Genomic DNA, 12,675 nt, shown 5'->3' on the forward strand with positions numbered 1-12,675 from the left:
CTCAGCCGGTGAACAGGCCGGCGATCCACTGGCCCACGTTCACGCCCGCGCCGCTGACCGCGAGACCGATGATGGCGAGCGCGATGACCACGCCGGCGAGCCGCCGCATGACACCGGCGTTGTCGCCCTTGCCGCCGCCCAGCCAGAGGAGCAGGAGTGCGACGGCCAGCAGCACCAGGGGGATGACGTTGTCGAGCAACCACTGGCGCACGTTTCCGGTGCCCAGTTGGCCGCCGGCGGCCAGCGTGTCGAGGGTGGTCAAGGTCATCATCGCGATACTCCCGGTGCGCGGTGGGGCCCGCGCGGCTCTGGCTCAGGCGGTGTTTCGAACAACATCATGGGGGCTACGAGGGGTAGTGGTCAAAGCGCTCTGCGTAGATGACGGCTGCGTTGTCAACCGGTGTGGCGCGGACGGCACACGAAAACTCCACGCCCACCATCATCGCGGCAAGGGCCCTCGGGTCAAAGCCCGGGCACCCATCATTCTCAGTGTGCTGACGAACTCACCCCATTGCCCGGGATTTGCTCACTGTGGGTACTGGAACCGCGGCCGTTGTGCGGCCTGGCACAGTGTGACATGACCCGAACGGCCGCGTCCCGCGAGTCCGCTCTGTGACCGTGCTCCCGCCGGTCGGCGGCCATGTCGATCTTGCCGGTCCGCGCTGTCCGTCACACGGCGCTCAAAACCTCACACGGTTTTCACTACATAGCGTGATCTTGCACCTCAGGCGCGGCGCTGGGCGAAAACGCCCTTCGGGAACGCGCCGGCGGCAACCACGCGGCGGGTGAGGTCCCGGCCGAGCTCCTCCAGCCGGGCCAGCTTCTCCGGCCCCAGGTGGTCCCACGGCCCGCGCGCGGCGACTTCGGTGGCCGTCTCGACGCGGTCACGGACAGCGACGCCTTCGTCGGTGAGCGCCCCTTCGCCGTCGAGGAGCCCGCGCTCGCGCAGGCCCTGCTCGGCGGCGGCCCACTGCTCGTCGCTCCAGCCGCGCGTCCGCTTGGCCGCGTCGACGGTGAACCCGACGCCGGTGGCCACGTGGGTGACGAGGGCTTCCACGCCGCTCAGGCGGTTGAGGACGAGGGCGGCGATGTGGCCGTCGCCACGGTGCTCGCGCAGCAGCGTGATGGCGTGCCAGAGCGCGAGGTGCGGCGGCTCGGGCCAGTCCAGCCCGGCGTGCGCGGCGTAGAGGGGACGGCCTTCGGTGGTGCAGCCGGCGGTGGCCTCGCGGGCGAGCTCGGCGACCTCGGCGACCTGGTCGCTCTTGAGCTCGCCTTCGCCGAGGAGGCGGGTCAGGGCCTGGTCGACGCCGTCGAGCCGGGCTTCCAGCACCTGCTCCGGCGTCGCGAGGGTCCAGGCGCGCGGGATCACGCGCGCGACGACCTCGGGGTTGAAGTTGTAGAAGGTGGCGGCGACGACCTCGGGCCCGACCGCGCCCATGGCCGCCGAGCGACCGGCGAAGTACGGCATCCGGCCCGGCCGCAGCCCGATGCCGGTGAGGGCCTGGTCCACCTCCGGCGCGAAGTACGCCAGAGCGTGCAAGGAATCGAAGGCCGACTTGAACCGCTTCTCGTCACCCGCCATAGCGGCACCCTACTACCGAGTAACCGCCAGTGGACGAGCCGAAGGGCACTTTCCTCGCACCGGGCGTGCGGAAGGTGCCCTTCAGCCCGCGCGGAGGCGGACGAGCCGGCATGTAAGCCGGATCCTGTTCCCCGGTCGCCTCACGGCTCGCGGGGCGGCGGCCATCCATCTAGGCCTGCCGTCGCCGGCAGGCTCGAGCGGCCTACCCGCAGGCTCGGACGGGCCGTCCTCGAACGCCTGCGCAGGAGCTCGCGCTCCCTCTTGGCCTTGCTCCGGGTGGGGTTTACCCAGCCGTCCCGGTCACCCGGCACGCTGGTGGTCTCTTACACCACCGTTTCACCCTTACCCCGGCCCTCGCGGGCCGTGGCGGTCTGTTTTCTGTGGCACTTTCCCGCGGGTCACCCCGGGTTGCCGTTAGCAACCACCCTGCCCTGTGGAGTCCGGACTTTCCTCGGACCGGGTCACCCCGGCCCGCGACCGCCCTGCCAGCTCGTCCGCGGACCAGATGGTAGCCCAGCGCCCGATCGCCGCCCGGCTGTGGTGGCGGGGCGGCGGCTCCGGCACCCGAGGGCGGCCGCTCTGCGGTCACGCGGCCGGACGCGGCGACCAAGCGGTCCGCGGCGGCTGGTCGTGAGTGAGAAACAGTGTTCTTACCCGGTTTCCCACTCACGACCGGCAGGAGCGTCAGTACCCGGCTCCCGCGCGGCTGTGGTGGCGGGGGCGCTCGGGTTCCGGCGGCCGCTGGGGCGGGACCACCGACGGCGCCGGGTGCTGGCGGGCCAGCTCGGCCGTCCAGTGCAGGACCGCCGCGGGGCTGTCGAGGCCGATGAGCCCGACCAGCCTGCCGCCCGAGACGAAGCCGGTGATCGGGCGGGTGCCCGCCACCGGCGACTCCAGCAGCACCGTGTCGGTGCCGAGCATGGGGCGGCCCGCGACCTGGATCCGGACGCCGTGCTGTTCGGACCAGTACCTCGGCACCGGTGTGTACGCCGGCGAACCCGAAGGGCCGGCGAGGAGGTTCTCGGCCGCCGCGCGGCTCATCTCCACCGCGTTGAGCCAGTGCTCGTCGCGCCGGGGCGTGCCGTCGTAGCGGAGGTTGGGCCAGCGGGCGACGTCGCCGGCCGCGACGATCGTGTCCGAGCCGAGGACGTGGCACGTCGGCCCGCAGACGACGCCGTCGTCGAGGGGCAGCTTCGCCCCGCGCAGCCAGGACACCGCCGGGACGCTGCCGACGGCGACCACGACGCAGGCGACGTCGATGGCCCGGCCGTCGGCGAACTCCAGGCCGACCGACGTGGTGCCCGGCCGCCACCGGCGGATGGTGGTGCCGAGCTCCAGCCGGACGCCGCGGGCGGTGTGCAGCGCGGTGAGCCAGTCGCCGATGTCGGGGCCGAGAACGTCGGCCAGCAGCGCCCGCGACCGGCCGATGAGGACGACGTCGCGGTCCATCTCGCGCAGGCTCGAAGCGACTTCGCAGCCGATGAAGCCGTCCCCGATGACGGCGACCGGGCCGGCGCTGGTCGCCAGCGCGCGCTGCAGGGCCGTCGTGTCGGACAGGGTCCGGACGACGACGACCCGCGGGTGGCCGTGCGGCGCGCCGGGCATCCGCCGGGGTTCGACGCCGGTGGCGATGATCAGGCCGTCGTAGCGGAGCTCCTCGCCGTCGACGTGGACGACCTGCCGGTGCGGCGACAACGCCGTGACCGGGGTGTCGAAGTACCACTCGGCGTCGACTTCGAGCGGGTCGGCGAGCAGGGTCTGGGCCCGGCTGACCGCGCCGGTCAGCAGGCTCTTGGACAGCGCGGGACGGTGGTAGGCGATGTCGGGCTCGGCGCCGAAGACGACGACTTCGCCGTCGAACCCGAGCTCGCGCAGCCGTTCGGCGGCACGCAGGCCGGCGAGGCCGGCTCCGGCGATGACGATGCGTTCGCTCATCGGGTGGCTCCCAACAGGTGGATGGCTCTCATGGGACAGGCGCGCGCGGCCGCGCGGACGTTCGGCGTTTCCCCGGCCCCCGGCCGTTTCTCGTACTCCAGCTGGCCGTCGTGGCCGAGCTGGAAGACTCCGGGCGCCTCGGACTGGCAGACGCCGTAGGAGTGGCAGCGGTGGCTGTCGACGTCGACGCGCAGCGCGGCGACGTCCGGGTCGGCCGGCTCGGGCTCGATCAGCCCGGCCCGGACGAGCGCCGACGCGGGCAGCACCCGCAGGGCCGACAGCAGCACCGGCGGCACGAGCAGCGTGATCCCGGCCAGCCAGACGACCGCCAGGTGCCCGCTCGAGACGGCGCCGAGCCAGGCGTGCACCGCGAGCAGCCCGATGGCGAGGTAGCCGAGCTGGTGGAAGCGCAGCCACCGGCCTTCGCGCGCGCCGCGGCGCAGGCCGGCCGTGATCGACACGGCGATGACGAGCTCGAGGCCCGCGATGCCCAGCGCGTGCCGCGGGACGCCGTCGTAGAAGGGGAGCAGCAGGTCGGCGACGCCGAACGGGTCGTCCTCGAGGAAGAGGAACGTCAGCCCGTGCAGGGTGCCGGTGGCGAGGGTGAACGCGGCGAGCAGGACGTGGCCGGTCCGCAGCGCGTCCTGGCCGCTGAACCGGCGGACCCAGCCGGTGGCGGCGAGCACGCCCCAGCACAGCGTGAGGCACATGCAGAGGTAGGTGAGGCGGCCGGCGAGCGCGGCGGCCTCGGCGATCCCGGTGTCGTGCGGGGACACCGGGAGCAGCGCGGCGGACGGGGACATGGGCGGGCTTACCTCCGGGTGCGCGGCTGGGGCTGGGTTCCGAGCAGGCGGAGCAGGCCGAACGTGGCGACGGCGGCGAACGCCACGAAGCCGGCTCCGAGCGCGACGTCCCCGCCGCCGAGGGTGTCGTCCTCGGTGGCGGAGACGAGCAGGGACGTGGTCTCGGCGAGCCCGGTGCTCTCGAGGAGCGTCAGGTGCCCGAGCGCGGTGTCGACGGCGGTCTGGGCGAACGCGCGGACGTCGTCGTCGCGGGTGCCGGCGCGGACGTCGGAGGCGAGCGTGAAGAGGGAGCCGTACTCGGCGCGCAGGCGGTTGACGTAGGCGTGGTCGAACGCGTCGCCGGAGTCGGCGGAGATCTCGGCGCCCCACGCGCGTTCCTGCTCGGTGGGCTCGGCGGGGAGGGTGACGGCGAGCCGGTCGGCGACCGCGCGCAGGGCGACGTCGAGGCGGGCCTGGTCGTCGGCGATGCGGACGGCGACCGCGCGGACGCGCTGGTTGGTGGCGCGCTCGGCGGCGAGCCTGCTCGCCGGCGTGGCCCACAGCGCGTGCTGCTTCAGGCTCGTCAGCAAGGTGCGGTCGGTCTGCTGCAGCTCTCCGGCGGACGCGGGGAAAACGCAGCCGAGCACGAGCGCGGTCGTGGCGGCGAGCAAGGCCACGAATCGGAACGGCATCCCCGTTGTCCCTTCGCGAAGTAGTCCTCATCGGGAGTTACGCGGGGAACATGTGATCCGGTTCTCGCCGTCACCTTTTAGTGACTGTGACGTGCATCACAAGACACAATTTGAACGCACCGTGGGCGGTCACCGTAGCGGCGACGGCTAATTGGGCAGGGAAACTAATGCATATGGCCTATTAAGTGTTTTTGCGCTACGCTCCGATGGCCCCACGGTCCGCCAGTCAGGTGAGGTTGCGAGCTTTATGGAAGCACTGGGCAGAGAAAGTCGCGGCCACGTCGGCTACGCCCCGTCCGCGACCGCGGTCGAAGTGCGCCCCGACCCGGGAGACGACCTCGTCCCGTTGCTGTACAAGGACTTCCGCGCCACCCTGTTTTCGCAGGTACTGGCCCTGACCAACCACGACCGGCAGTGGACCGAGGACGTCGTGCAGGAGACCATGATCCGCGCGTGGCAGCACTCCGGCACGCTCGAACGCGAGCCGGGAATGCTGCGCGGCTGGCTGCTCACGGTGGCGCGGAGGATCGTCATCGACGGCTGGCGGAATCGCCGGGTCCGCCCGCAGGAGGTCGCTCTGGAGATCCCGGAAAACGCCGAGTCAGCCGACCGCACGGACAGTTCGTTAGCCGCACTAACGATTAGCCGGGCATTATCGGAACTCGACGAGAAATATCAGTCCGTCATCGCCGAGACATACCTCGCCGGAAACACCGTTCGGCAGGCGGCGACAATTCTGGGAATTCCCGAGGGAACCGTGAAATCGCGGTTGTACACGGCGATGCGGCAATTGCGGAAGGCGCTCGGGGAAGTGGCGGTGCGATGAGGGGCAAGCACCGGGACTCCGCGGCCTACGAACTCGGTGTCCTCGACGACGCGGAGGAGTTCGAAACGCACCTTCGCGACTGCGCCCGCTGCCGGGAGCTGCTTTCCGGCTTCCACCCGGTCTCCGCGGCCCTGGAGGAGGCGGCCCGGCTCGGCTACCTGCCGGGCGGCGGTGGTTCCCCGGACTCCGGCGGTCCCGCCGACGCGGCACCCGACGGCTCCACCCGGCAGCGGCCCGGCGCGGCTGACCCCAGCTACCCGCCGCCGAGCGTCGGCGCGGTCCGGCGGAAGCCGTCCGGGTTCTCCGACCGGCGGGGACCGGCCACCGGCGCGCTGCTGCTCCTCGCGCTGGGCGTGGCCCTGACCGTCGTCTGCGCTGCCCGGCCGGCCACTGCGAGGATCTGGTTCGCATCCGCTGCGTCCATCGTCTCCCCTGCTCAGGTGGTGGCCGGTACCGGCCGTGACCTGCGGGATCTCCCCTGGCGGGCCGGTTTCCAGTAGTCTGCCCGAACCCAACATGAAAGTCCTTACGGTGGATACCGAAGTAAATCCCGAGCATCCCGTCAGCGGGGCTTCGGTACCGAAGCGCCCCGCCCCACGGCTCCCCGGCCGCGAGCCCGAGCTCAGCCGCCTGACCAGCCTGTTCCCCGTCGCGCTGGGCGGCACGGCCGCGAGCGCGGTGCTGGTCGGCGAGTTCGGCATGGGCAAGAGCGCCACGCTGCACGCCACCGCCGCGCTGGCCGCGGACGCCGGCTTCACCGTCGCGATCGCCACCGGGTCGCGGCTGGAGAGCCACCTCTCCGGCGGGGTCGCCCGCCAGCTGGCCGGCGCCCTGGACGAGCCCGGCACGCCGCGGCCGCCCGGCACCGACCTGTGCGGCCCGGCCGGCGAGAGCGAAGCCCTCGACCTCTTCTTCCGCATCGTCCGCGAAGCGACCGAGCGGGGTCCGCTGTTCCTCGGCATCGACAACGTGCACCTCGCCGACGCCTGGTCGATGCGGTGCCTCGCCTACATCCGGCACCGCGTGCTCGACCTGCCGGTGTTGATCATACTCACCTCGCTGATCGGCCACCCGCCGCACCGCGAGGTGGCGCTGCTGGAGATGGCGGGCTGCACGCCGGCGACGATCACCCTCAACGGCCTCGGCGACGCGGGCGCGGCGGAGATCCTCGGTCTCGCCCCGGGCGAGCTCGCCACCGCCTGCCGCGAGGCGACCGGCGGCAACCCGTACCTGCTGCAGGCGCTGCGGCCGCGGCTGCTGCCGGGTGCGGATCCCTACGAGCTGGGCTCGTCGCTGATCGGGCAGGTGCTCCACACGCGGATGCAGGAGTTCCCGGACGCGCCGGCGATCCTGCAGGCGGCCGCGATCCTCGGCGAGGACGCCGGCTTCGACCTGCTGGCCCAGCTGGCCGGCGTCGACGAACTCGACGCGCTGCAGGCGATCGACACGATGGTCCGGCTGCACGTGCTGAACAACAGCAACGCGCCGACGCTGACCTACCCGTTCGTCCGCAACTCCGTGCTGCGGGACATGCCGAAGACGACGCGGGCGGTCAACCACGCGCGGGCGGCGAAGCTGCTGTCGGAGACCGGCGCGCCGGCCGAGCGCGTCGCCGCGCACCTGCTCGAAGCGACGTCGATCCGGATCCCGTGGGGCGTGGACGTGCTGCGGCTGAGCGCGCGCAACGCCGTGTTCTCCGGCCGGCCGGAGCTGGCCGCGCGGCACCTGCGGCGGGCGCTGGAGGAGCGGCTGACGTCGGGGCGCCGGGTGGCCGTGCTGCTGCAGCTGGCGCACGCGGAGTTCCAGGTCGACCCGCCCGCCGCGGCGCAGCGCGTGCGGGAGGCCGTCGACTCGATCGGCAACCGCGACACGGCGGCGTTCATCGCGTCGGCGATGCTGCTGTCGCTCTGCGGCGGCCAGGACGCGCGGCTGGCGATCAGCGCGGCCGGCCAGATCGCCGCACGGCTCGACGCGGGCGGCCCGGACGCCGTGTGGCCGCTGCTCTGCATGACCTACCTCGCCGAGGCCGGCAGCCGGCTCGGCCCGCCGCCGGAGTTCCGCGACTTCGAGGAGCAGCCGGCGCCGCTGACCGACCCGGCGGCGCAGCGCAGCCGCTCGGCGCTGCTGGCGCTCGACGCCGTCCGCAGCGGCGAGTCGGCGAAGGAGGCCGTCGGGCACTTCGCGGACGCGATGACCGGCAACGACGGCGAGCTGTTCGAGCAGCACTACTTCTTCACGCTCGCCACCGCGGTGCTCGCGGACGAGCCGGCGCACGTCGACCGGCTGTGCCGGGTGCTCGACGTCGAACGCGAGCCGTGGGACGTGCACGTGCCGCACGGCGCGCTGCCGACGCTGGCCCGCGGGATCGCGCTGCAGGCCAGCGGCGACCTGCAGCGGGCGAGCGTCCACTTCGAGTCGCTGCTGCGCCGCTTCGACGAGCGCGGCGGGACGACGACCTGCCCGGTCGGCGTGCTGTGCGCGGCCAAGCTCGTCGAATGCTGGGTGGACCTGGGCCGGTTCGAGGCGGCGACGTCGCTGCTGGACCGGATGGACTTCGTCGCGAGCCAGGGCCTGTTCACCCACACCTACCTGCTGTACGCGCGCGGCCGCCTGCGCGTCGCGACCGGATACACGCGCTTCGGGTTCGAAGACCTGCTCAGCTGCGGCCGACGGCTCGCCCACCACGGCATGCGGTTCCCGGGGTTCGTGCCCTGGCGCGCGCACGCGGCGCGGGCGGCGCTGGCGCTGGCCCAGGCCGACGACGCGGCCCGCCTGGCCGAAGAGGACATGACCGCCTCGACGCGCTGGGGTGCGGCACGGCCGCTGGGCACGGCGCTGACGACGATGGGGCTCGTCCGCGAAGACGACGAAGCCGAGCGGGCGCTGAACAAGGCGATCACGACGCTTCGCGCGTCCCCCGCCCGGCTCCAGCTGGCGACGGCGCTGACCGAGCTCGGCACGCTGCAGGCGCGCCACGGACAGTCCGAAAAGGCGATCGAGACGCTGCGGCAGGCGGTGGAGCTGAGCGAACACTGCGGAGCGCGTCCGCTCGCCCGGCGCGCGGCGGAGGAGCTGCGTTCGGCGCGGCGGGCGCTGACGCCGGCCAAGGACAACGAGCACGGCTTGACGCGCCAGGAGAACCGGATCGCCGTCATGGCCGCACAGGGCCTGACCAACCGGGAGATCGCGACCGCGCTGCACCTCACGCGGCGGACGGTCGAGCTGCACCTGTCGGGCGCGTACCGCAAGCTCGGCATCCCGGGGCGCGCGGAACTCGGTGGCGCACTGGCGAAGTCACAACGCGGCGGGTGAGTTCCCCGGCGAGCCCTTCGACGGGTTCAGCGCTGCTTCGAATTCGCGAAGTGTCCTCTTTGGACTCAACGGTTTCGCATCGCGCGGAAGACCGAGAGCGCGCGCCGGGAAGTCCACTTCGGACCCGAACGGCATGTGGGCCGATGATCCGGGCAAAGGAGAAGGAGCCGGCGCGCGGGGCGGCCACCCCGGAGCCCGCTGGGCGTCTGACGCCTGCCCGCGGGGGTGGCCCCCCGTTTTCCACATTACCGGAGACCACCGACAAAATCGGGCCGTCGGCGAGCAGCCGCCGTCGGGTCGCCGAAACTGTGGGTGCCTTGCGGTAGCGTGGAAAACGGGGGCGCCCCCACCGGCGCGGGGTGTGCGTCGATTAGCGTGGGCGCGTGAACTTCTGGGCAGGAGCGGGAAGCCTGGCGCTGTTGGCCGCCGTGCTGGTCTTCGCCATCGTGCGCCCGCGCGGGTGGCCCGAAGCCGTCGCCGCGGTGCCGGCCGCCGGGCTCGCTCTCCTGCTCGGCCTCGTGCGGCCGGCAGCCGCCGGGCACCGGGCCGTCGAGATCCTGCCGACTTTGGGCTTCCTGGCCGCGATCCTCCTGGTGTCCTTTTTGGCCAGTGTGGACGGGGTGTTCACCTGGCTCGGCAACCGCCTCGCGGAGGCGTGCCACGGCAAGCCCCGGCGGCTGCTCGTGCTCACCTTCGCCGCGGCGGCCGGGGTGACCGCGATCCTCAGCCTGGACGCGACGGTCGTGCTGCTCACCCCAGTGGTCCTGGCGACGGCGTCGAGCCTGAAGCTGCCGCCGCGCCCGCACGTCTACGCGTGCGCGCACCTGGCGAACTCGGCGTCGACGCTGCTGCCGGTGTCGAACCTGACGAACCTGCTGGCGTTCGGCGCGTCGGGGCTGACGTTCGCCGGGTTCACCGCGGCGATGGCGTTGCCGTGGCTGGTCACGCTGGCGATCGAGCTGCTGGTGTTCCTGCGGTTCTTCGCCGCGGACCTCCGCCCGCGCGAGACGGCGGCGCCGTCGCAGCACCTGGAGACGCCGACGTTCGCGCTGGTCGTCCTGGGCCTGACGCTGGTCGGCTTCGGGGTCGGGCAGCTGGGCCACGTCGAGCCGGTGTGGATCGCGGCGCTGGCGGCCCTGATCCTCGGCACCCGGGCGCTGGCGCTGGGCAAGATCAAGCCGTGGCAGCTGGTCACCGAGGCGGCGCCGCAGCTCTGCCTGTTCGTGCTGGCCCTGGCGGTGGTGGTCGAGGCGGTCTCGGAACACCTCCTCGGCGGCGTGCTCCGCGAGGTCCTGCCGACGTCCACCGGCCTGGTCGACCTGCTCGTGGCGGCGGGCGTGGCGGCCCTGCTGGCCAACCTGGTGAACAACCTCCCGGCGACGCTGATCCTGCTGTCGGTCCTCGGCTCGCACCCGGTGCCCGGGGTGCTGCTGGCGGTGCTGCTGGGGGTCAACATCGGCCCGAACGCGAGCTACCTGGGGTCGCTGGCCACGCTGTTGTGGCGCCGGACCCTCCCGGCGCACCCGTCGGCGAAGACGTTCCACGCGCTGGGTGCGATCACCACGCCCCTGTGCCTGGTGGCGGCGACAGGGGCGTTGTGGCTCAGCTTGGGCCTGGTGACGTAACCCGCGACTCACGTGATCCAGGTCGGAACTCACGTGATTGAGGCCGTAACTCGCGAGTTCCGGCTCCAATCACGCGAGTTCTGGGTCGAATCACGCGAGGTGCGGACTCAGCCGGGCATCGTGAGCGTCTGGCCCGGCTTCATCGTCGGGCCGCAGTCGTCCAGCGGGCCGCCGAAGCGGTCCGCCGCCACCGCCGGGATCGTCTTCGCCGCGTAGTCCTGGGCCGCCTTGAGCTTCGCCGGGTCGGTGACCGCGTCGCGACGGACCCAGTCGCCGTTGCGGAGGCCTTCGATCGGCGAGCTGTAGATCAGCACGTAGTCGCGGTCCAGGCGCGGGTCCAGCGCGACGCCGTTGCCCGCCGCCCACGGGCCCCACGAGTGGATGAACGTCGGCTTCACCGTGTCGAACACGTAGTTCCGCAGGCCCGCCAGGTCGTTGTCGTGGACCAGGTCCGCGATCGGCTTGTTGACCAGGCCGGCCATGTCGACCAGCTCGAGCCGGCTCGTCATCGACGAACCGCCGAGGTCCGGCAGCAGCAGGGACGCCTTCTGGATGCCCAGGATGTCCGCGTACGTGTTGAACCCGCGGCCGAAGCGGTCGGCCACCAGGCACGCCGTGATGTTCGGGTTCTTCGCGAACTTGTCCGCGGCTTGCGCGAACCCGATCGCCGACGGGACGAACGCCCCCACCAGCACCACGACGATGCCGATCCGCAGCAGCGCCCGGCGGTGCTTGAGCAGCTCGCCGGCCGACAGCGTGCCCGCGATGACGGCCAGCGGCCAGATCGGGCTGGCGAACCGGTGCTGGTACATCCAGTCCGCGACCATCACGCCGTACGCGATGACGCCCAGCGCCAGCGGCACCAGCAGCGCGCTCAGCGACCGCCGCCACGGCGCCTTGACCAGCGCGAACACGATGACCAGCGCCAGCAGGACGACACCCGCCCAGCCCGCGTAGCCCGCCAGCTCGAACGGCCGTCGCACTGCATCAAGGCCGGGCAGGCCCTGCTGCTTGGCCACCGACGGGTTGGCCAGCAGCCGCCCGAACTCCGAGTGCCGCCAGACGACGTACCCGCCGAACGGCACCGCGAACGCCGCCAGCGACAGCAGCGCCAGGCGGAAGCTCTTCCAGAACAGGCCGCCGCGCAGCAGGCACAGCGCGGCCAGCGGGTACGCGCCCGCGTAGATCAGGCCTTCCGGCCGGGTCAGCGCGGCGAACGCGACGAGCACGCCGGACCAGAGCGCGACCTTCGGGGTCAGCAGACGGTCGTTCCGCACCGCCACGAACAGCGTCACGGCCAGCGTGACGACCACGAACGCGAACAGCGAGTTCTCCAGGCCGGACACGACCCAGATGACGAACGACGGGATCGTCGCCAGCGTCAGGCCGACGACCAGCGTGGCCAGCCAGGCGAAGCGCGTGAAGATCTGCTTCGCGGCGATGTAGGACGCCGTGAGGATGCCGCCGGTGAACAGCAGGCCCAGCGCCTTGGGGAACAGCACGTAGTCCGGCAGCCCGAAGAGCAGGCCGTGGTCGAAGAGGCCGACGAGCTTGCCGAGGCCGAGCAGCACCATCCACGTCGGGTCGGAGAAGCCCTCGACCGGCGGGGCGCCCGGCTGCAGCACCGGGCCGAGGCCGTCGGCGAAGCTGCGCGCGTAGGAGAAGGTGATGGCGGCGTCGTCGACGATCCAGTGGCCGTAGCGCGTGGCGTGGGCAGCGACCGCCGCGACGCCGGCGAGCACGGCCAGCACCGGCGCCAGCCGCGCGCCCCAGCCCCGCGTGGTCGTCGCGGGTGCCGGGTCCTCGGGGACGTCGCTCTGGGAGGTCTCGGTGAGTGCGCTAGCCGTCATGTCCTCGTCACTGTTCCGCCCGCAGGCTTCTGCCGGTGGGATACGCGCGAGCTGGCGCCCCCTGAAGTGGA

The 12,675-nt window shown here is 72.4% G+C and carries 10 protein-coding genes and 1 other RNA gene; 4 read left to right on the forward strand and 7 right to left on the reverse strand.

What is annotated here, in order from left to right:
• Position 1: 1 nt before the first annotated feature.
• The 6 genes from OG738_RS05360 to OG738_RS05385 form a co-directional block, all read right to left on the reverse strand.
• Positions 2-271, reverse strand: coding sequence for a hypothetical protein (locus tag OG738_RS05360; protein ID WP_285999691.1), 270 nt, complete (start codon positions 269-271; stop codon positions 2-4).
• 453 nt (positions 272-724) lie between these two features.
• A complete protein-coding gene (locus OG738_RS05365) occupies positions 725-1,582 on the reverse strand; it encodes an SCO6745 family protein (protein WP_329051713.1) in 858 nt (285 codons plus the stop codon).
• Between the two features lie 97 nt (positions 1,583-1,679).
• Positions 1,680-2,075, reverse strand: an RNA gene (gene rnpB / locus OG738_RS05370) — RNase P RNA component class A.
• Positions 2,076-2,266: 191 nt separating this feature from the next.
• A complete protein-coding gene (locus OG738_RS05375) occupies positions 2,267-3,517 on the reverse strand; it encodes an NAD(P)/FAD-dependent oxidoreductase (RefSeq protein ID WP_329051715.1) in 1,251 nt (416 codons plus the stop codon).
• Positions 3,514-4,320, reverse strand: a complete 807-nt coding sequence (locus OG738_RS05380) for a 4Fe-4S domain-containing protein (RefSeq protein WP_329051717.1) — start codon at positions 4,318-4,320, stop codon at positions 3,514-3,516. Before OG738_RS05380 ends, OG738_RS05375 begins: the two co-directional genes overlap by 4 nt.
• 8 nt (positions 4,321-4,328) lie before the next feature.
• On the reverse strand, positions 4,329-4,991 hold the full coding sequence (locus OG738_RS05385; RefSeq protein WP_329051719.1) for a DUF4142 domain-containing protein: 663 nt from the start codon (positions 4,989-4,991) through the stop codon (positions 4,329-4,331).
• Positions 4,992-5,238: 247 nt separating this feature from the next.
• On the opposite strand from OG738_RS05385, the gene OG738_RS05390 reads away from it, so the two are divergent.
• The 4 genes from OG738_RS05390 (at position 5,239) to OG738_RS05405 (ending at position 10,754) form a co-directional block, all read left to right on the forward strand.
• Positions 5,239-5,817 carry a sigma-70 family RNA polymerase sigma factor gene (locus tag OG738_RS05390; RefSeq protein ID WP_329051721.1) on the forward strand — a complete coding sequence of 193 codons (579 nt, stop codon included), beginning with the start codon at positions 5,239-5,241 and terminating at the stop codon, positions 5,815-5,817.
• Positions 5,814-6,317: a hypothetical protein gene (locus tag OG738_RS05395; protein ID WP_329051723.1), complete on the forward strand. Its 504-nt coding sequence runs from the start codon at positions 5,814-5,816 to the stop codon at positions 6,315-6,317. The genes OG738_RS05390 and OG738_RS05395 overlap by 4 nt, the downstream gene beginning before the upstream one ends.
• Positions 6,318-6,348: 31 nt before the next feature.
• On the forward strand, positions 6,349-9,129 hold the full coding sequence (locus tag OG738_RS05400; protein ID WP_329051725.1) for an AAA family ATPase: 2,781 nt from the start codon (positions 6,349-6,351) through the stop codon (positions 9,127-9,129).
• 383 nt (positions 9,130-9,512) lie between these two features.
• Positions 9,513-10,754 carry an SLC13 family permease gene (locus OG738_RS05405; RefSeq protein ID WP_329051728.1) on the forward strand — a complete coding sequence of 414 codons (1,242 nt, stop codon included), beginning with the start codon at positions 9,513-9,515 and terminating at the stop codon, positions 10,752-10,754.
• A gap of 107 nt (positions 10,755-10,861) precedes the next feature.
• Here the strand turns inward: OG738_RS05405 and OG738_RS05410 are convergent, their stop codons facing one another.
• Entirely contained in the window at positions 10,862-12,604 is a 1,743-nt protein-coding gene (locus OG738_RS05410) for a hypothetical protein (RefSeq protein WP_329051730.1), read from the reverse strand.
• Positions 12,605-12,675 lie beyond the last annotated feature (71 nt).

Origin of the sequence: Amycolatopsis sp. NBC_01488 (assembly GCF_036227105.1) — a bacterium.
Taxonomy (GTDB): Bacteria; Actinomycetota; Actinomycetes; order Mycobacteriales; family Pseudonocardiaceae; genus Amycolatopsis.